Origin of the sequence: Phenylobacterium sp., from assembly GCF_046463815.1 — a bacterium.
In the GTDB taxonomy this organism is placed as follows: Bacteria; Pseudomonadota; Alphaproteobacteria; order Caulobacterales; family Caulobacteraceae; genus Phenylobacterium.
In genome coordinates this window covers 9,849-28,754 of record NZ_JBKBRO010000028.1, presented here as the reverse complement: position 1 = coordinate 28,754, position 18,906 = coordinate 9,849, and the positions used below count along the sequence as shown (strand labels likewise).

The 18,906-nt window shown below is 71.6% G+C and carries 14 protein-coding genes and 1 tRNA gene; 10 read left to right on the top strand and 5 right to left on the bottom strand.

Going from position 1 to position 18,906, the window contains the following annotated elements:
- Positions 1 to 42: 42 nt before the first annotated feature.
- Complete coding sequence (locus tag ACK4TT_RS16665; protein ID WP_409640611.1) at positions 43 to 1,101, bottom strand: 2OG-Fe(II) oxygenase; 1,059 nt, start codon at positions 1,099 to 1,101, stop codon at positions 43 to 45.
- A 163-nt stretch (positions 1,102 to 1,264) separates the two neighbouring features.
- Between ACK4TT_RS16665 and gyrA the strand changes: the two genes are divergently transcribed.
- The 5 genes from gyrA to ACK4TT_RS16640 all read left to right on the top strand — a co-directional run bounded on the left by gyrA (position 1,265) and on the right by ACK4TT_RS16640 (position 6,313).
- The gene (gene gyrA, locus ACK4TT_RS16660; protein ID WP_409640614.1) at positions 1,265 to 4,042 is read left to right on the top strand and encodes a DNA gyrase subunit A; all 2,778 of its coding nucleotides are present in this window, start codon (positions 1,265 to 1,267) and stop codon (positions 4,040 to 4,042) included.
- 85 nt (positions 4,043 to 4,127) lie between these two features.
- A complete protein-coding gene (gene coaD, locus ACK4TT_RS16655) occupies positions 4,128 to 4,622 on the top strand; it encodes a pantetheine-phosphate adenylyltransferase (protein ID WP_409640617.1) in 495 nt (164 codons plus the stop codon).
- Positions 4,619 to 4,972 (top strand): nuclear transport factor 2 family protein, encoded by a 354-nt coding sequence (locus tag ACK4TT_RS16650; protein WP_409640620.1) that lies wholly within the window; start codon positions 4,619 to 4,621, stop codon positions 4,970 to 4,972. The genes coaD and ACK4TT_RS16650 overlap by 4 nt, the downstream gene beginning before the upstream one ends.
- A 4-nt stretch (positions 4,973 to 4,976) precedes the next feature.
- The gene (locus tag ACK4TT_RS16645; protein WP_409640623.1) at positions 4,977 to 5,852 is read left to right on the top strand and encodes a peptidylprolyl isomerase; all 876 of its coding nucleotides are present in this window, start codon (positions 4,977 to 4,979) and stop codon (positions 5,850 to 5,852) included.
- A complete protein-coding gene (locus tag ACK4TT_RS16640; RefSeq protein WP_410213444.1) occupies positions 5,852 to 6,313 on the top strand; it encodes a peptidylprolyl isomerase in 462 nt (153 codons plus the stop codon). The genes ACK4TT_RS16645 and ACK4TT_RS16640 overlap by 1 nt, the downstream gene beginning before the upstream one ends.
- A 246-nt stretch (positions 6,314 to 6,559) precedes the next feature.
- On the opposite strand, the gene ACK4TT_RS16635 is transcribed toward ACK4TT_RS16640, so the two are convergent.
- Positions 6,560 to 7,534 (bottom strand): endonuclease/exonuclease/phosphatase family protein, encoded by a 975-nt coding sequence (locus ACK4TT_RS16635; protein ID WP_409640629.1) that lies wholly within the window; start codon positions 7,532 to 7,534, stop codon positions 6,560 to 6,562.
- A 65-nt stretch (positions 7,535 to 7,599) separates the two neighbouring features.
- Here ACK4TT_RS16635 and queA point away from each other — a divergent pair, with 65 nt between their 5' ends.
- Entirely contained in the window at positions 7,600 to 8,673 is a 1,074-nt protein-coding gene (gene queA / locus ACK4TT_RS16630; protein ID WP_409640632.1) for a tRNA preQ1(34) S-adenosylmethionine ribosyltransferase-isomerase QueA, read from the top strand.
- The gene (gene tgt, locus ACK4TT_RS16625) at positions 8,673 to 9,803 is read left to right on the top strand and encodes a tRNA guanosine(34) transglycosylase Tgt (RefSeq protein WP_410213443.1); all 1,131 of its coding nucleotides are present in this window, start codon (positions 8,673 to 8,675) and stop codon (positions 9,801 to 9,803) included. The genes queA and tgt overlap by 1 nt, the downstream gene beginning before the upstream one ends.
- Here the strand turns inward: tgt and ACK4TT_RS16620 are convergent.
- A complete protein-coding gene (locus ACK4TT_RS16620) occupies positions 9,724 to 10,398 on the bottom strand; it encodes a hypothetical protein (RefSeq protein WP_409640638.1) in 675 nt (224 codons plus the stop codon). The two genes, tgt and ACK4TT_RS16620, sit on opposite strands and share 80 nt — an antisense overlap.
- 57 nt (positions 10,399 to 10,455) lie before the next feature.
- Positions 10,456 to 10,530: transfer RNA gene (locus ACK4TT_RS16615), tRNA-Lys, on the bottom strand.
- 128 nt (positions 10,531 to 10,658) lie between these two features.
- On the opposite strand from ACK4TT_RS16615, the gene ACK4TT_RS16610 reads away from it, so the two are divergent.
- From ACK4TT_RS16610 to ACK4TT_RS16600, 3 genes are all read left to right on the top strand, one after another.
- Positions 10,659 to 11,843: an FAD-dependent oxidoreductase gene (locus ACK4TT_RS16610; protein ID WP_410213442.1), complete on the top strand. Its 1,185-nt coding sequence runs from the start codon at positions 10,659 to 10,661 to the stop codon at positions 11,841 to 11,843.
- A 193-nt stretch (positions 11,844 to 12,036) separates the two neighbouring features.
- Positions 12,037 to 13,824: an autotransporter assembly complex protein TamA gene (locus ACK4TT_RS16605; protein WP_410213441.1), complete on the top strand. Its 1,788-nt coding sequence runs from the start codon at positions 12,037 to 12,039 to the stop codon at positions 13,822 to 13,824.
- On the top strand, positions 13,821 to 17,987 hold the full coding sequence (locus ACK4TT_RS16600; protein WP_410213440.1) for a translocation/assembly module TamB domain-containing protein: 4,167 nt from the start codon (positions 13,821 to 13,823) through the stop codon (positions 17,985 to 17,987). Before ACK4TT_RS16605 ends, ACK4TT_RS16600 begins: the two co-directional genes overlap by 4 nt.
- On the opposite strand, the gene phhA is transcribed toward ACK4TT_RS16600, so the two are convergent.
- Positions 17,981 to 18,865, bottom strand: a complete 885-nt coding sequence (gene phhA / locus ACK4TT_RS16595) for a phenylalanine 4-monooxygenase (RefSeq protein ID WP_409640649.1) — start codon at positions 18,863 to 18,865, stop codon at positions 17,981 to 17,983. The genes ACK4TT_RS16600 and phhA overlap by 7 nt on opposite strands.
- Positions 18,866 to 18,906: the final 41 nt, after the last annotated feature.

The following is an 18,906-nucleotide window of genomic DNA, read 5'->3' as shown; positions in this document are numbered from 1 at the left end:
CGGGCGGCGGATGAACCGCGCCTTACCGGAGCCCGCCGCCTCTCATATAGGAACGCCGCCGGGGGCGGGCGATGCGTCGCCTTGCCCCGTCCGCGTCCGGTAGGCGTCAAGGACCGCCGCGCCGGCCTCGTCGTAGAGGAACGGCAGGAAGGCGTAGCGCCGCCCCGACGTCACTCGGGTCGCCTCGTGCATCATGCCGCAGGCAAAGACCACGGCCCCGCCGACGGGCGCGCGGTAGGTCGCCAGGCCGAACTCCGGAAAGCGCAGGTCGCCCCCCTCGAAGGCGTCGTTCAGGTTGATCGAACAGGCGAACTTGCGGTGCGCGGTGCCGAAGGTCGTGTTGTCCCGGTGCGGGTGGAACACACCCCCGTCGTCGACGTCGTAGCAGCTCACCAGGAACCGCTCGATACGGGTGACCGCCGAGCCCAGCGCGCGCTCGATCATGGGGAACAGGCGCCGCTCCAGGCGATCTCGCAGGGTCGCCAGAAGTTCTGGGTCGCGGACAAGGACATCCCGCCGCTTCTTGAGTTCGTCCATGACGTAGACCGTGCGGTCGCCGGAATCCCGCATCACGCCTGTGAAATGACCGCCGGCTCCCTCGTGGAGATCGATCAGGGCGCGGCAGAGTTCGGGCTCGAAGACGCGCGGCACGAGGAGGGCGGGGGCGTTCTGGGGCGCCCCGGCATGCTGGGCGGGCGGGCCCAGTCGCGCCACGCGGTCGAGCATGGCTTCCGCCGGCTCCAGGGGAGTCCAACCCAGGGAGCGCAGGGTAGGGTCCAAGAGCAGCCAGTGGGGCTGGTCGGCCTCGAAGCGAGCCGCCACCGCCCCCTCCGGATCGAGCAGCCAGCGGATGCCTCTGAGGTCGCGGAGGCCGGCTGGGGCGTGGGCGCTGCGGAAGACCACCAGGGCCGCCACATGGGCCTCGTCGAACAGGGCCTGGCGCGCCGCCAGCGCCTTGAGCGCCCGGCCCACGGCGTCGGGGTCCTCCGGCAGGAAGGCCATCAGGACGTAGCGGCCGGCGGCGGTGTCGAAGAGGAATTCCGGGCTCGAGGCGGTGGGGGCCTTGAACCAGGGCGCGGGATCGCCCGTGGCGAGGGGCATGACGGCTCCTTTCCCGGGCAGTCCTAGAGCGGGCCGGGCCGGCAGTCACCTGCCGGCTTGCGTCGCATGCGCACGCGCGCGCGAGGAAGTGGCGTCCGGGGCTTCAGAATGCTAACAAACGTCCCTACCTAACCCGTCCGATTCTCACGGCTAAATCCCTCCTTTGACCGACCAGACCCAAAGCCCTCCGGACGACCGCCGCGGGGGCGTCGCCCCTATCGCGATCGAAGACGAGCTGAAGCGCTCCTACCTCGATTACGCCATGAGCGTGATCGTCAGCCGGGCGCTGCCGGACGTCCGCGACGGCCTGAAGCCTGTGCACCGCCGCATCCTGTTCTCGATGAACGAGCAGGGGCACACGCCGGACCGGGGCTATGTGAAGTCCGCCCGCGTGGTCGGCGACGTGATGGGTAAGTACCATCCGCACGGCGACGTCGCGATCTACGACACCCTGGTGCGCCTGGCGCAGCCGTTCTCGATGGGCCTGCTGCTGATCGACGGCCAGGGCAACTTCGGCTCGGTGGACAACGATCCGCCGGCGGCCATGCGCTACACCGAGTGCCGCCTGACCCGGGCCTCGATGTCGATCCTGGCGGACCTCGACAAGGACACGGTCGACTTCAAGGACAACTACGACGGCTCCGAGCAGGAGCCGGTGGTCCTGCCGTCGCGCATCCCCAACCTGCTGGTCAACGGCGCGGGCGGCATCGCCGTCGGCATGGCCACCAACATTCCGCCGCACAACCTGGGCGAGGTGGTGGACGCCTGCCTGGCCTATATCGACAACCCCGAGATCGGCCTGGACGAGCTGCTGGACATCGTGCCCGGCCCGGACTTCCCGACGGGCGGCGAGATCATCGGCCGCACGGGCGCGCGCCAGGCGCTGATGACCGGCCGTGGTTCGGTCGTCGTGCGCGGCAAGGCCAGCATCGAGGAGATCCGCAAGGACCGCGAGGCGATCGTCATCACGGCGATCCCCTACCAGGTGAACAAGGCCGCCCTGGTCGAGCGCATCGCCGAGCTGGTCCGCGAGAAGCGCATCGAAGGCGTGGGCGACCTGCGCGACGAATCCGACCGCGACGGCATGCGCGTGGTGGTGGAGCTGAAGCGCGACGCCTCGGCCGAGGTGCTGCTGAACCAGCTCTATCGCTACACGCCGCTTCAGAGCTCGTTCGGCGTCAACATGCTGGCGCTCAACCGCGGCAGGCCCGAGCAGATGGGCCTTCGGGAGATGATCGCCGCCTTCGTGGACTTCCGCGAGGAGGTCGTCGTCCGGCGGACGAAGTTCGAGCTCGGCAAGGCCCGCGACCGCGGCCACGTCCTGGTCGGGCTGGCCATCGCCGTGGCCAACATCGACGAGTTCATCCACATCATCCGCTCCTCGAAGGACCCGACCGAGGCCCGCGAGCGCCTGGTGGCCCGCGACTGGCCGGCCGGCGACATGCTGCCGCTGGTCGAGCTGATCGCCGATCCGCGCACCATGGTCGTCGAGGGCTCGAAGATCCGGCTGAGCGACGAGCAGGCCCGGGCCATCCTGGCGCTGACCCTGTCGCGCCTGACCGGCCTCGGCCGCGACGAGATCTTCGGCGAGGCCCGTGCGCTGGCGGACGTGATCCGCGGCCATCTCGAGATCCTGGCCTCGCGCGAGCGGGTCATGGCCATCGTCCGCGAGGAGCTGACCGAGGTCCGCGCCGCCTACGCCGTGCCGCGCCGCACCGAGATCGTCGAGGGCGACGCCGACGTCGAGGACGAGGACCTCATCGCCCGCGAGGACATGGTCATCACCGTGACCCACGGCGGCTATGTGAAGCGCACACCGCTCAGCATCTACCGGACCCAGCACCGGGGCGGGAAAGGCCGTTCGGGCATGGCCACCAAGGAAGAGGACGCCGTCACCCGGGTCTTCTCGGCCAACACCCACACGCCAATGCTGTTCTTCTCGTCGGGCGGCAAGGCCTACCAGCTCAAGGTGTGGCGCCTGCCGGTGGGCACGCCCACCTCGCGCGGCAAGGCGTTCGTGAACCTGCTGCCCATCGAGCCCGGCGAGAGCATCACCTCCATCTTGCCGCTGCCCGAGGACGAGGCGACCTGGGACCAGTACGACGTGATGTTCGCCACCCGCTCGGGCAACGTCCGGCGGAACAAGCTCAGCGACTTCATCGGCATCAAGCGCAACGGCAAGATCGCCATGAAGCTGGACGAGGGCGACTCCATCGTCGGCGTGGGCGTCTGCAACGCCGAGCAGAACGACATCCTGCTGACCACGGCGCTGGGCCGCTGCATCCGCTTCGCCACCGAGGAGGTGCGGGTGTTCGCCGGCCGGGATTCCACCGGCGTGCGTGGCATCCGCCTGGCCGAGGGCGATAGCGTGATCTCCATGGCCATCCTGCGCTCGGTCGCGGCCACGGCCGAGGAGCGCGCGGCCTATGTGAAGCAGTCCAACGCCAACCGGCGGGCTGCGACCGGCGAGGGCGAGGACGTCGAGGACGTGGGCGCGCCCGACGACGAGGACGAAGTCGCGGGCGAGGCGGCGCTGTCGCTCGAGCGCTTCGCCGAGCTGGGCGCGGCCGAGGAGGTCATCCTCACGGTCTCGACGGAGGGCTACGGCAAGCGGACCTCGGCCTACGAGTTCCGCCGCACTGGCCGCGGCGGCCAGGGTCTGCTGGCCCAGGACCTCACCAAGCGCGGCGGCCGGCTCGCCGCCTCGTTCCCGGTGGAAGAGGGCGACGAGATTCTGCTCGTCACCGACCAGGGCCAGCTCATCCGCACCCCGGTCAGCCAGATCCGCATGGTCGGCCGCAACACCTCGGGCGTGATCATCTTCCGCAAGGGCGCGGACGAGCACGTGGTTTCTGTGGAGCGCCTGGCCGAGCCCGCCGGGAACGACGGCGAGGGCGACGCGGCGGACCAGGGCGCTGACACCGGTCCCGGCGAGGACTGACCCGACGGAAGGCGAAGATTAGGCTTGCCAGATCGCCCCGCCACGGCGAAAGGCGAAATCCGGTGAGTTGGGGGACCTTCAGCCTATGACCCGCGTCGGCCTCTATCCGGGCACCTTCGATCCGATCACCAACGGCCATACCGACATCATCGGCCGGGCGGTGAAGCTGGTGGACCGGCTGGTCGTCGGTGTGGCGATCAACACCGGCAAGGGGCCGATGTTCACCCTCGACGAGCGGGTGGCCATCGTCGAGGAGGCGGTCGAACCGCTCCGCAACCGGGCCGAGATTGTGGTCGAGCCCTTCGAGGGCCTCCTGATGCACTTCGCCCGCCACGTGGGCGCCTCGGTGATCGTGCGGGGCCTTAGGGCCGTCGCCGACTTCGAGTATGAGTTCCAGATGACCGCCATGAACCAGCAGCTCGACCGCGAGATCGAAACGGTGTTCCTGATGGCCGACCCGCGCCACCAGGCCATCGCTTCGCGCCTCGTGAAGGAGATCGCCATCCTGGGCGGCGAGATCGGCAAGTTCGTGAGCCCCGCCGTGGAGGCGCGCCTGCTGGAGAAGGTTGGTCGCGCGTGACGGTCGATCCGCAGGCCTTCGCCGAGGCCTGGGTCGCGGCATGGAACAGCCGCGACCTGACGCAGATTCTGTCGCACTACGCCGACGATGTCGTCTTCACGAGCCCGTATTCGTCCCGGTACACCGGCGATCCCTCAGGCCGTGTGATCGGCAAGGCGGCGCTGGCCGACTACTGGGGCCGGGCCCTGCCCGCGTTGCCGGACCTGCGCTTCACGCTACGCGCCGTGCTGAAGGGGGTCGACGGCCTGGCGATCCGCTACCACAGCTCGGCGGCCGGCGGCGAAGTGGTCGAGATCGTCCGGTTCGGTCCCGACGGGCTGGTCCGCGAGAGCGCCGCCTATTACGAGTGACCCAATGAACCGCAAGACCGCCCTGATCGCCGCTGCTCTCGCGGCGTGCGCCGCCACCGCCGTGGCCCAGACGAAGCCCGCTCCCGCGCCGGCCCCGGCCCAGGTTGCGCCGAAGCCGCCCGCCGCCTCGGACTGGCGGACGCCCAACCCCGACGACGTCCTGGTGATCGACACCAACAAGGGCCGGATCATCGTCGAGATGATCCCCGAGGTCGCCCCGGCCCACGCCGAGCGGCTCCGGACCCTGACCCGCCAGAAGCTCTACGACGGCCTGACGTTCTTCCGGGTCATCGAGGGCTTCATGGCCCAGACCGGAGACCCGCAGAACAACGGGACCGGCGCCTCGGAGCTGCCGGACATGAAGGCCGAGTTCTTCTTCCGCCGCGGCCCGGAGGCGCCCGTGGTCCTGGCCCAGGACCAGCAGGTGGCCGAGGTGGGCTTCATCCGTTCGCTGCCGGTCATGAGCCAGAGCATGATGCTGGCCCCGCTCACCGCCGACGGGAAGGTGCAGGCCTGGGGCCTCTACTGCCCGGGCGTCCTGGGCATGGCCCGCGGCGAGGCGCCGGACTCGGCCAACAGCCAGTTCTTCCTGATGCGCGACCGCTATCCCAAGCTGGAGAAGCGCTACACCGCCTTTGGCCGCGTGATCGCGGGCCAGGACGTGGTGAAGGCCATCAAGGTGGGCGAGCCGGTGGCCGATCCGCAGGACCGCATGGAGCGCGTGCGCGTTCTGTCCGACATCCCGGAGGCCGAGCGGCCGAAGGTCCGCGTGATCGATCCCGCTTCCCCCTGGTTCAAGGCCGAGATCGAGCGGGCCCGCGCGGCCGGCGGCCCGACCTTCTCGGCCTGTGACGTGAACATTCCTGTCGAGGTGAAATGATGGACGCCGAAAACACCCTGATCATGACGCTGGAGGGCGGTCCGGTGACCATCAAGCTCCGGCCCGACCTGGCGCCCAAGCACGTGGAGCGCATCAAGGAGTTGGCGCGCGAAGGCTTCTACGACGGCGTGGTCTTCCACCGCGTGATCCCTGGCTTCATGGCCCAGGGCGGCGACCCCACCGGCACCGGCACGGGCGGCTCGAAGAAGCCGAACCTGCCGGCCGAGTTCAGCCGCGAGCCGCACGTGCGCGGCGTCTGCTCCATGGCCCGCACGCCGAATCCGAACTCGGCCAACAGCCAGTTCTTCATCTGCTTCGACGACGCGACGTTCCTGGACGGCCAGTACACGGTCTGGGGCGAGGTCGTCGAAGGCATGGAGCACATCGACGCCCTGCCCAAGGGCGAGCCGCCGCGCGAGCCCGGCAAGATCGTCTCGATGAAGGTGGCCGCGGACGCCTGATCCTGGGCAAACCGCAACGCTGCCCCCTTTGGCCTCGGTTATCCGACCGGAGCCAGGGGGAGGACTGCGCATGGCGCCCCGGCTCAAGGTCTTTGTCACCTCGGAAGGCTTGACGGACCATGTCGTCGCGACCACGGCGAAGGCGCTGGCCGCCTGGGGCAGCCGCCAGGACCTTTTCAAGAGCGGCGTGGCCCACCGGCCCGTCGAGGGCGGCGCTCAAGAAGGTCGCGGACCTGCGCGAGCGCCTCAGCGCGGCGCGGCGGGCGCTAGAACCATGACCACCGGATAGTGGTCTGAGCCGAGCCTTGGGCCGCGCTCGACCTTCACCGTCGCCCAGGCCGGTCCGGCGTAGACGTGGTCGATGGGCAGGAAGGGGAAGAGGCCCAGCCAGCGCATGCGCTTGTACGGGCGGGCGGGCCAGGAGAAGAGCGCGCGGTCGCGGCGGATCAGGCCGAACTGGGCGTCCCAGCGTCGCCGGGAGAAGCTCCAGGGCGCGGAGTTGAAGTCGCCCGCGACGATGGTCCGCTCGCGGGGGCCCGTGGCGATGGTGCGGGCGAGACCGGCTTCCTGCGCCTGCTGGTCGTCGGCGTCCGTGGGCCAGGCATAGTGGACGCCGATCACCGCATATTCGCCCCGCGCGTCCCGGAACACGGCGCGGACGAGGGGGCCAGGGCGGGGCCCGCGCAGCCGGACGGTCTTGGCCCGGACCGGCGGCCGGCGGCTGAAGATCGAGACGTCGCAGCGGGCGCAGGAGACGTGCCAGTCCGTGTGCGCCTCGACGGCCCGGCGGATCTCCGGGGACGTCTCCTGCATCACCACGATGTCCGGCTTCTGGGCGACGAGCCAGTCGAGGGTCTGTTCGAAATTTTCGTTTCTGACCCAGGCGTTTATCTGGATGACCTTGAGCTGTTCTGGAGCCTCGGCGGGCGCCTTGGGGCCGGTGTCGCGGACGTATTCCGGAACCATGAGCGCACCGGCCGCCAACACCGCGACGGCGCCCGTCCCGGCCACCAGGGCCCGGGCGTAGCCGCGGAAGGCGAAGGCGCTCACGAGCGCGACGAGGCCGCCCGCCAGCCACAGAGGCGCGAAGTGGGCCAGGATGTCCCAGCGCAGGCTGATCCGGCCGAAATGCGCCGCCACGGCCGCGCCGGCGCACAGGGCCGCGCCCAGGAACAGCGGCGGGGCCAGGAGCATGGTCAGGGCGACTCGCAGGGCGCGCATCCCCTCGTGGCTAGCACAGCGCAATGCTTGACGCGCCCGCGCCCGCGTGGCCTTGAGCCGCCTCCATGCGTGTCGCCGACTTCGATTTCGACCTGCCCGAGGAGGCCATCGCGCTCCGGCCCGCGAGCCCCAGGGATTCCGCGCGCCTGCTGCTGGTCCGGCCGGGCGAAGCGTTCCAGGACCTGCATGTCCGCGACCTGCCGGGGCTGCTCAGGGCCGGCGACGTGCTGGTGCTGAACGACACGCGCGTGATCCCGGCCCGGCTGAAGGGCGTGCGCACCCGGGGCGACAGCCGCGTGGCGGTCGAGGCCACCCTGCACCAGCGCAAGTCCGGTCACGTCTGGACCGCCTTCATGAGGCCCGGCAAGCGCCTGCAACCTGGCGATCGGGTGAGCTTCGGCGAAACCGGCGGCCGGGCCTGCCTGCTCGGCAGCCTGGACGCCACGGTGAAGGACAAGGGCGAGGGCGGTGAGGTCACCCTGGCCTTCGACCTGTCGGGCCCCGACCTGGATGCCGCCATCGCCGAGCGGGGCGCCATGCCGCTGCCGCCCTACATCGCCGCCAAGCGGGCCGAGGACGAGCAGGACCGCGCGGACTACCAGACCGTCTATGCGCGGGAGGACGGCTCGGTGGCCGCGCCCACGGCCGGACTTCACTTCACCCCGGACCTGCTGGAGAGGCTGGCTCAGGCCGGGATCGCGACCGAGCGGGTCACTCTTCACGTGGGCGCGGGCACCTTCCTGCCGGTGAAGACCGAAGAGGTCGCCGAGCATCGGATGCACGCCGAGTGGGGCGAGGTGGACGAAGCCACGGCCGCGCGGCTGAACGCCGTGCGCGCGGCCGGCGGGCGGATTGTCTGCGTCGGCACCACCTCGCTGCGCCTGCTGGAGAGCGCCACGGGCGAGGACGGAGTCGTCCGCCCATTCCGGGACGAGACGGCCATCTTCATCACGCCGGGCTACCGGTTCCGGGCCGCCGACGGGCTGATGACCAACTTCCACCTGCCGAGGTCGACGCTCTTCATGCTGGTCTGCGCCTTCGCCGGGAACGAAACCATGCGCGCGGCCTACAGCCATGCGATCGAGAGCGGCTACCGCTTCTATTCCTACGGCGACTCCTCGCTGCTCTGGAGGGCCTGATGGCGGCGTTCCCGTTCACGATCTCGGCGACCGACGGAAAGGCGCGCGCCGGCGTGCTCGCCACGCCGAGGGGCGACATCCGCACGCCCGCCTTCATGCCGGTGGGCACCGCGGGCACGGTCAAGGCGCTGACGGTGGAGCAGGTGGCGGCCACGGGGACCGACATCCTCCTGGGCAACACCTACCACCTGATGCTGCGGCCGACGGCCGAGCGGGTGCGGCGTCTAGGGGGACTGCACCGGTTCATGCGCTGGGAGAAGCCGATCCTGACGGACTCGGGCGGCTTCCAGGTGATGTCGCTGTCGAAGATCGCCAAGGTCACCGAGGACAGCGTCACCTTCCAGAGCCACCTGGACGGCAGCCGCCATGTGCTGACCCCGGAGCGGTCCATCGAGATCCAGGCCGACCTCCTGGGCTCGGACATCGTCATGCAGCTCGACGAGCTGGTGGCCCTGCCGGCCGAACGCGAGCGCGCCGCCGAGGCCATGCGCCGCTCCGCCCGCTGGGGCCAACGGTCGAAGGACGCCTTCGGGGACCGCGAGACGCAGGCGCTGTTCGGCATCCAGCAGGGCGGGACAGACGAGGCGCTCCGCGCCGAGTCCGCCGAACGCCTGCGCGAGATCGGCTTCGACGGCTACGCCATCGGCGGGCTGGCGGTGGGCGAGGGGCACCAGGCCATGTGCGAGGTGCTGGACTACGCCCCAGGCATGCTGCCCGTGGACCGGCCCCGCTACCTGATGGGCGTCGGCAAGCCCATCGACATCGTCGAGGCCGTGGCGCGCGGGGTGGACATGTTCGACTGCGTCCTGCCCACCCGCTCGGGCCGGCACGGCCAGGCCTGGACCTGGGACGGGCCGATCAACCTGAAGAACGCCCGCTTCGCCGAGGACGAGAGTCCGCTGGACCCGGCCAGTTCGGTATCGGCGAGCCGGGACTACACCAGGGCCTACCTGCACCACCTGGTGAAGGCGGGCGAGATCCTGGGCCAGGTGCTGCTCTCCTGGCACAACGTGGCCTTCTTCCAGGCCCTGATGGCCGAGATGCGGACGGCTATCGGCGAGGGGCGGATGGAGTCGTTCCGGCGGGCGTTTGCGGCGCGTCAGGCAGGCGCGTCGGGTACTTCGGATTGAAGCGCCGGTCCGGATCGGGCGGCGGCGTGCCAGCCTTCTCGTGGCTGGGGGTGGCGGGCGGATTGCAGCCCCTGGCCTCGCCCAGGCCCTTCAGGTAGGCCCGGCGGACGCCGCCGGCGAAGATGGCGTCGCGCACCAGCCGGTCATGCCGCTCGGCCCCGGTCAGCTTGCGCACCCAGCCCCGGAAGGGGATGACGTCCGAGGCGAGGTCCGCGGCGGCGCCGAGCGCGGTCTCGCGGCTGCGTTCCATCATGTCCTGGTCCTGGACGCGCACGAGATCGAGGTCGGGACCCAACGCGTCGTCCAGCGGCCGCACCAGTTCGATGAGCTGTGGGCAGCGGTAGCCGCGGGGCGGCCGCTCGTAGGGGTCGGCCATGGCCTCCAGCAGCACGCGGGGGATCTTGGTGCGCAGGACGTTGAGGTCGCGCAGGGGGGCGGTGGCCGCGCCCTCCAGGCTCTCGCGCTTCACCTCGTCGGAGGTCTTCACCGGCTCGGACGCGGGCGGCGGCGGTGGAGACGGAGGCGCATTCTGGGCGTGGGCGGCGGGGCCCACGAGGGCCAAGCCGGCGGCGAGGAGGAGGGCGTGTGCGCGCATGGGCGTCAGCATAGCCCAGCTTGCGACGCAAATAAGACGGGGGGAGGGCTTCGCGGGTGGTAGGCCGGCTGGGACTCGAACCCAGGACCATTCGATTAAAAGTCGAATGCTCTACCACTGAGCTACCGGCCCGCACGCGGGGCCGCGAAGCGGCGCGGACCATAGGCGCCGCACCCTGCCTGCGCAAGCGCCCGCGATTTGGAATTGCCTTCCCGCCCGAGCGAGGCAGTCTCGACGCGTCCAGACGGGGGAGCGCGGCCATGCAGACGATGATCGGGGGGAATCGGCGGGCGTTCCTGATGGGCGCGGGCGGGCTGGGGCTCGCGGCTCTGGGTGGTTGCGCCACGACGGGAGCCGCGCCGCTTGCGGCGACGGTCGCCAAGCCGCGCTTCCGGTCCGCGCCGCCGCTGGCGGCGGTGGACGCCGATCCTCGGCGGATCATGAACATCACCGTGTGCCTGCGGCCCTTCCGGGCGGCGGGCCCCAGGCTGGACGCCGAGACGGTGGGCGACAAGCTGGTGGTTCACAACTACGGCCACGGTGGATCGGGCTGGTCGCTGTCGTGGGGTTCGGCGCGCGAGGTCGTGCCGAAGGCGCTGTCCACCGGTGAGCGCGACATCGCCGTGATCGGCTGCGGGGCGCTCGGGCTGGCCGCGGCCATCACCGCCCAGCGCATGGGCGCGAACGTCACCATCTACGCCAAGGAGTGGATGCCCGAGGTCCGCTCGTCGCGGGCGACGGGCATCTGGTCGCCGGATTCGCGGATCGCCCAGGAAGGCGCCGTGTCGGCCGATTTCCCGGCGCTGTGGGAGCGCATGACCCGCACCTCGTTCCGCATGTACCAGAGCTATCTGGGCCTGCCGGGAAACCCGGTGGAATGGGTCGACCGCTATCTCCTCTACGACGCCCCGCCGCCGCCGCGGGCGGACCCCGTGGGCTTCGCCCACTACGGCGCCCGCGTCCGGGACCTGACGCCCCCGTCCGAGAGCCTGCCGTCCGAGAGCCACCCCTTCGCGGCGCCGATCGTGCGCCGCCTTTCGCTGCCGATGTTCAACATAGCCGAATACGGCCGGGTGCTGATGGCCGAGTTCCGGATGGCCGGCGGCCGCATCGAGACCACGGAGTTCCACACCCCGGCCGATCTCGGCCGCCTGAAGCAGAAGGCGGTTATCGATTGCACGGGCTATGGGGCCCGCGCGCTCTGGAAGGACGAGAGCGTCGTGCCGGTGCGCGGCCAGATCGCCTGGCTGATCCCCCAGCCCGAGGTGAACTACGGCGTCGTCTACGACAACGTGACCATGCTGGCCCGCCGCGACGGCATCGTCATCCAGCAGACGGGGGCGGACGAGGGCTGGGGCTTCAACGACGCCAACGAAGCGCCCGACCGTGCCGAGGCGGAGACGGCGCTGGCGGCCATCGCCCGGGCCTACCGAACCTCGGCCTGAGCCCCTAGATTTCCAGACGCTGCGGCGGGCTACGACGGCCCACCGGCGCGCCGATGTCCGGCCCCGTCAAGGACGGTGGGTCAAAGCCTCCCGCAAGGGCGCTTTCCCGCCGCAGCACCCTCCGGGCCGCCCATCGACAGGCGCCGAGCGCGCCGCTACAGGATGAACGGGGGCGCACCGTGAGGATTCGGGCTTGGATCGACTGCTCCACGCCGCCGCCGCCGTTTCGGCGGCCTTGTGCGTTCAAGGCGTTGGAGCCGCAGCCCTCGCCGCCGAGCCGCGCGCCCGCGTCGAGGGCGAGATGGACGAGGGCCTGCGCCAGGCGATCCAGCGCGTCATCGGCGACACCGACGACAGGATAGAGACCCGCTTCGAGGCCCGCCGGCGCGCCCGGGCGGCGGCCGAGGACGCCATCGCAGTCCTGCGGTCGGAGGGCTACTACGCCTATGTGGTCGAGCCGGACGTCAGCGAGGCCGATCCGCCCACGCCCCTCGTCAGGATCACGCCGGGGCCGCGCTTCGCCCTCGCGGCGCCCGCCATACAATGGACCGGCGCATCGCCCGAGGCGGCGGTCGAGGCGGCCGCGCGGGACGCGCTGGCGCTGAAGCCCGGCGAGCCCGGCCGCGCGGCCGAGGTGGTGGCGGCCGAGGGGCGGATCATCGCCGCCATCCAGGACCTCGGCTATGCGGACGCGGCGGCGGAGCCCCGGGAGGTGATCGTCGACCACGCCGACGCCAGCGTCCGGCCCACCTATCGCATCGCCGCCGGACCGCTGGTGAAGCTGGATGGCGTCGAGGTGAGCACCGACGGACGCACGCGCCCGGAATGGGTGCGACGGCTCGCGCCGTGGACGCCCGGCGAACCCTACAAGCCCGGCGAGGTCGCCGAACTCGAGCGACGCCTGCTGGACACCGGGGTCTATGACTCCGTCACGGTGGCGCTGGCCCGCGCCGACCGCACGACGCCGGAGGGACTGCGCCCGGTGCTGGTCAGCCTGGCCGAACGGAAGCGGCGGACCATCGAGGCCAGCGCCAGCTACTCCACCGACGAAGGCGCGGGCGTGGAAGGCCGCTGGACCCGCTACGGCTTCTTCCGGCGGGCGGACACCTTGTCGGTGCTGGGCCGGTTGTCGGACCTGGACAGCCGCGCCCAGGTGCAGGTCGCGCTTCCGCACTGGCGGCGTCCTCAGCAGACGCTGGAGACGGCGGCGGCCGCCTACGACATCACCACCGACGCCTATGACGAGACGGGCGTGGGCCTGCGGGCCGACGTGACCCGCCGGTTCGGCAAGACCTCGTACCTGACCCTGGGGGGGACGGTCGACGGCAGCCGGACGACCGAACGGGAGACGGAGACCCTTTCGAAGCTGGGCCGGGACATTGTCACCGTCGCGGCGCTCGGCGACGTGCTGCTGGACCGCTCGGACGATCCGTTGGATCCGAGGCGCGGCTGGCGGCTGAGCGCCCGGGCCGAGCCCACCATGCTGCTGGGCGAGGAAAACCTGCCGTACCTGCGCCTGCAGGTGCAGGGAACGGGCTACCTGCCGATCGGGAAGCAGGCGCGGACCGTCCTGGCGGGCCGGGTGCGTCTGGGACGGATCGTCAACGGCACGATCCCGGAGGTGCCGGCCTCGCGGCGGTTCTACGCCGGAGGCGGCGGCTCGGTGCGCGGATTTCCCTACCAGGCGGTGGGGCCGCGGCTTGAGGACAATACGCCCAAGGGCGGGCTCTCGCTGTTCGAAGCCTCGACCGAGGTGCGTCACGACCTGACGCAGCGTTGGGGCCTGGCCCTCTTCGTCGACGCCGGCTCGGTGGGCTCGAGCGGCGCCATCGACTTCGGCGACCTGGCGCTGGGGGCGGGGGTCGGGGTCCGCTACAACCTGGGCTTCGCGCCGATCCGCGTGGACGTGGCCGCGCCGGTCAGCAAGCGCCGCGACGAACCGGCGTTCCAGATCTACGTCAGCATCGGGCAGAGCTTTTGAGCACGGGCGGCGACATTCCCGCCGTCCCGGCGGTGCTGAAGCGATCGGTGATCCCGAAGTCGATCGTCGCGGTCAGCCTGGTCGCTCTGCTGATCCTCGCCGGCCTCTTCGCCACGACCCGCTATGGCGTGCTCACGCCGCAGGCCCGCCTGCTGATCGAGGCCAGGACCGACGGCCTGAAGATCGGTCGCCTGGGCCGTCTGAAGATCGAGGGCCTCTCGGGCGACATCTGGCGTGACTTCCGCGTCCGTAGGCTGACGATCCGCGACGAGAGGGGTGTCTGGTTCGAGGCTAGAAACGTCCATCTGACATGGCGTTACCTTGAACTCCTGAGGCGGAGGTTCGACGCCGACCTGATCGAAGCCGAGCGTCTGACGCTGATCCGGCGGCCCACGCTCGGCCCCAAGGGCAAGGACCGGGGCCTGCCGGTGTCATTCCACATCGATCGGCTGGCGACGCGCGTCGAGATGCAGCCGGGGTTCAGCTATCGGCGCGGCGTCTATGATCTGCAGGCGCGCCTCGACATCGAGCGGGCCGGCGGGCGCAGCGGCAGGATCGCGGCGAAGAGCCTGCTGCACCCCGGGGATCACCTCGACGTGGACTTCGCCTTCGGTCCGAAGGCGCCGCTGCGCCTCGTCGCCGACGCCGAGGAGGCCAAGGGCGGCGCCCTGGCTGGCGCGCTGGGTCTCTCGCCCGACCGGCCGTTCGACCTGAAGCTTCAGGCCGAGGGCAAGACCTCGACGGGCCGCTTCACGGCCGTGGCGCGGTCGGGCGCGGACACGCCGCTGGACGCGCGCGGCGCCTGGAGCCCGGAGGGCGGAGAGGCCGGCGGCCGCATCCGGCTGGACGTCTCGTCGCTGACCCGGCCGTACATGGACCGCTTCGGCCGCGAAGTGCGGTTTGGGCTGGCCGGCCGCAAGGCCGAGCCCGGCCTGCATGCGCTGGAAGGGCGGCTCTACGCCGACAACCTCACGCTCAAGCTCTCGGGGCGCGGGAACGTGGGCGAGCGGCGGCTCGGGCCCAAGGGTCTCTCGATCGACGCGGCGACGCCGGACCTCTCCCGGGCTGCCGGCGGCCCCGACACCGGGGCGGCGCGCGTCGTCGGCGTGCTGACCGGCACCGCCTCCGAATTCGCCTTCACGGGAAGCGGCGCCGTCTCGGACCTGAAGCTGGGGAGCTATGGGCTGGCGCGGGTGTCGGGGCCGCTGGAGGCGGCGCGGCGCAAGGGCGACCTGACCGTGAAGGCCCGGCTGACCGGCGCGGGCGGCGCGGGGCGGGGTTTCGCCGCGGCCCTGCTGGGGGGCGCGCCGGTGGCGAGCGTCGACGCCGCACGGCTGTCGGACGGGCGGCTGATGCTGCGCGACCTGGAATTGACGGCGCGCGGTCTCAAGGTTTCGGCCAGCGGCGGCCGGAGTCTGCTGGGCGGGCTGAACTTCAAGGGCCGGGCGGACGTCTCCAACCTCGCGGCGGCGCGGGCGGGCGCCTCGGGCGGGGCCAGCCTGACCTGGTCGGCCGGACAGGCGCGGGCGGGACGGCCCTGGACCTTCACCCTGGACGCGCGCGGCCAGCGGTTCGCCCTGGGCCTGGCCGAACTCGACCGCCTGCTGGGCGCGAGCCCTCGGGTGCAGGTCCAGGCGAACTGGGACGCGGGCCAGCTCTCCGTGGCGCGCGCCAGTCTGGACGGGGCGGCGCTGGACGCCTCGGGGGCCGGGGCGATGAAGCGCGACGGCGTGCTGGTCTTCAAGGCGGACTGGAACGCCAGCGGGCCTTTCCGGGCCGGACCGGTGGAGATCACTGGCAAGGCCAAGGGGACGGGCGCGGTTACCGGCACGGTCGGCGAGCCCCGGCTCGACCTGCTGGCCGACGTGGACGCCGTCGACCTGCCGCGCCTGCCGCTGAAGGACGCCAAGGTGACACTGAGCTTCCTGCGGCGGACGGACGGCTCCAACGGCGTGATCGCGGTCACCGCCGACAGCACCTACGGTCCGGCGCGGGGCCGTTCGGCCTTCCGCTTCCCGCGCGGCGGCGTGGACCTGACCGAGCTGTCGGTCGATGCGGGCGGGGTCAAGGCGCAGGGGGCGCTCTCGCTGCGCCGGAGCAGCCCCTCGGCGGCCGACCTGACCCTGGACGTGACGCGCGGCGCCTTCCTCGATGCGGGCCGGGTGGCGGGCGGCGTGCGGATCGTGGACGGCTCGGGGGGCGCGCGGGCGACTCTGGCGCTCAACGCCGAGAACGCGCGGCCTTCGGGCAGCGCTCTGACGGTGCGCTCGGCGCGGATCGCCGCCGACGGTCCGCTGGCCCGGCTGCCCTACGCGGTGGAGGCCGAAGGCGCTTCGAAGCGCGGCGGCTGGCGGATCGACGGGAACGGCGTGCTCGCCGATCTGCGCCCCGGCTACTCGCTCACCCTCGCGGGGACCGGGCGGTTGGGCAAACGCGACATCCATACGGTGGAGCCGGCGGTCTTCCGCTTCGGCGGCGGCGAGCAGGGCGCGCGGCTGCGGCTGGCGGCGTCCGACGGCGGACGCATCGACCTCGATGGGACGCTGCGGGGCGAGGCCGCGGACGTGCAGGCGCGGGTGACCGGGCTCACCCTGACCCTGCTCGATCCCGACCTGGCCGGCCGGATCGACGGGACGATCGCCTTGCGAGGCCAGGGCGCGCGGCTCGACGGCGGCTTCGAGGCCCGGCTGGCCGACGCCCGGGGACGCGGCGCGCCCGCCGAGCGCGGCGTGGACGCGCTTGTGCGCGGGCGGCTCGCAGACACCACGCTCAGCCTCGAGACCCAGGCGAGCAACGAACAGGGCCTGCGCGCCACCGGCGACCTCATGTTGCCCGTCGAGGCCTCGGCCGCGCCGTTCCGGATCGCGATCGCGCGCCAGCAGCCGATGCGTGGCCGCTTCTTCGCGGAAGGGGAGGTCCAGCCCCTGTGGGACGTGCTGTTCGGCGGCGAGCGGGCCCTGGCGGGCTTCGTCCGCACCCAGGGGACGCTGGGGGGCACGCTGGCCGATCCGAACGCCGTGGGCCAGATCAGTGTCGAGCGGGGCCGCTTCGACGACGGCGCCACGGGGCTCTCGCTGCGCGACGTGACCCTGGCGGCGGACTTCACCCGCAACGCGGTGGACGTGACCCAGGCGAGCGGAGTCGACGGCCACGGCGGCAAGGTCAGCGGGCAGGGCCGTATCAGCCTGCTGCGGGAGGGGCAGTCCAGCTTCCGGCTGGACCTGCAGGGCTTCCGGCTGATCGACAACGAGATGGCCACGGCGTCCGCGACCGGGCAGGCGACCATCGCGCGCGCGGCGGACGGAAAGGTGCGGCTCTCGGGCGCGCTGACGATCGACCAGGCGGAGGTGGCCGCCGAGCCCCCGACGCCCTCCGGCGTGGTGGCCATGGAGGTGAAGGAAGTGAACCGGCCGCCCGAGCTGGCGGCCTCGGTCGGGCCGCCCTCGACGCGCGGCAGCGGCTGGCTGCTGGATGTGGACCTGAAGGCGGACCGCCGGGTGTTCCTGCGCGGCCGGGGGCTGGACGTGGAGCTGTCGCTGGACGCCCACGTGGGCGGCACCACCACACGCCCGGACCTGTCGGGCGTGGCCCGGGTCGTGCGCGGTGACTACGACTTCGCTGGCAAGCGCTTCGAGTTCGACACGGCGAGTGTCGTCTATCTCTCGACCCGCCCGCAGAACATCCGGCTGCAACTGGACGCCGTGCGGGACGATCCCACGTTGACCGTGACCGTGCGCATCCGGGGCACCGCGGCCCGGCCCGAGGTCACGCTGGCGTCCTCGCCCAGCCTGCCGAACGACGAGGTGCTGTCGCAGGTCCTGTTCGGGCGCACGGCGTCGCAGCTTTCGCCGGTCGAAGCCGCCCAGCTGGCCTCTGCGCTCTCGTCCCTGGCCGGCGGCGGCGGCCTCGACGTCGTCGGCAACCTGCGGGCCTTCGCCGGCCTCGACCGGCTGGCGTTCGGCGGCGGGAACGACGAGGCGGGGGTCACGGTCTCGGGCGGCAAGTACCTGACCGACGACGTGTATCTCGAGCTGACCGGCGGCGGCCGCGAAGGCGGCTCGGCCCAGGTCGAATGGCGGGTCGGCCGCAAGCTGTCGATCGTCTCGCGTGTCACCGGCCAGGGCGAGAGCCGCCTCGCGGTCCGCTGGCGGCGGGACTACTGAGGTCGAACGGTCGCGCTACGACCGCCGTTGCGGGCGTAGGTCTGGGCGCCGCGGGTGAAGACGCGGTCCGTGGGCAGGACGGCGTCGATGGCCACGTCCGGGGCCGTCTCGACCGCCGTGTAGATCGGCGCGAAGTCCTGCAGGGTGGCGTCCAGCAGGGACTGTAACGACGGGACGACGAAATAGACCTGCTGGAAATCGTCGATCCGGTAGGGCGTGCGCATCACCCGCACGAGGTCGAAGCCCAGCCGGTTGGGGGAGGGGTCGTCCAGGGCGAAGATCGATTCCGCGTGGCTGGAGACGATGCCGGCCCCATAGATCCTGAGGCCCTGGGGCGTCTCCAGCAGGCCGAACTCCACCGTGTACCAGTAGAGCCGGGCCAGGTTGTGCAGGCGCCCCAGGCCCAGGGCGCGCCGGCCGCCTTCGCCATAGGCCTGCATGTAGTCGGCGAAGGTGGGGTCGGTGAGCATCGGCACGTGGCCGAAGACATCGTGGAAGATGTCCGGCTCCTGGAGGTAGTCGAGCTCCTCCGGCTTGCGGATGAACTGGCCGGCCGGGAAGCGTCGGTTGGCCAGATGGTCGAAGAACACGTCGTCCGGCACGAGGCCGGGCACGGCCACCACGCTCCAGCCGGTGAGCCGCGTCAGCTCCTCGTTGATGCGGCCGAAGTCGGGAATGCCGGCCCGGTGCAGGTCCAGCGCCTCCAGCCCCTTGAGGAACGGGTCGGCGGCCCGGCCGGGCAGCAGCTTCGCCTGGCGCTCGTAGAGGGTGATCCAGACGTCATGCTCGGCCTGGGAATAGCCCTCCCAGTCCTGGTCAATGGTCCAGTCGGCCCGCGCGCCCGGCGGCGGGCCGTTCGAGAAGCCGTCCGCGCTCATGCGAGGGAGAATGGACCCGCGTTCGCGGAAGTTCCGTTCGG

What these genes read in the sequence shown, in the direction of transcription:
- ACK4TT_RS16665 (WP_409640611.1), bottom strand. Translation starts at nt 1,101, where the DNA reads ATGCCCCTCGCCACGGGCGATCCCGCGCCCTGGTTCAAGGCCCCCACC.
- coaD (WP_409640617.1), top strand. Translation starts at nt 4,128, where the DNA reads ATGACCCGCGTCGGCCTCTATCCGGGCACCTTCGATCCGATCACCAAC.
- ACK4TT_RS16645 (WP_409640623.1), top strand. Translation starts at nt 4,977, where the DNA reads ATGAACCGCAAGACCGCCCTGATCGCCGCTGCTCTCGCGGCGTGCGCC.
- ACK4TT_RS16640 (WP_410213444.1), top strand. Translation starts at nt 5,852, where the DNA reads ATGGACGCCGAAAACACCCTGATCATGACGCTGGAGGGCGGTCCGGTG.
- ACK4TT_RS16635 (WP_409640629.1), bottom strand. Translation starts at nt 7,534, where the DNA reads ATGCGCGCCCTGCGAGTCGCCCTGACCATGCTCCTGGCCCCGCCGCTG.
- queA (WP_409640632.1), top strand. Translation starts at nt 7,600, where the DNA reads ATGCGTGTCGCCGACTTCGATTTCGACCTGCCCGAGGAGGCCATCGCG.
- tgt (WP_410213443.1), top strand. Translation starts at nt 8,673, where the DNA reads ATGGCGGCGTTCCCGTTCACGATCTCGGCGACCGACGGAAAGGCGCGC.
- ACK4TT_RS16620 (WP_409640638.1), bottom strand. Translation starts at nt 10,398, where the DNA reads ATGCGCGCACACGCCCTCCTCCTCGCCGCCGGCTTGGCCCTCGTGGGC.
- ACK4TT_RS16610 (WP_410213442.1), top strand. Translation starts at nt 10,659, where the DNA reads ATGCAGACGATGATCGGGGGGAATCGGCGGGCGTTCCTGATGGGCGCG.
- phhA (WP_409640649.1), bottom strand. Translation starts at nt 18,865, where the DNA reads ATGAGCGCGGACGGCTTCTCGAACGGCCCGCCGCCGGGCGCGCGGGCC.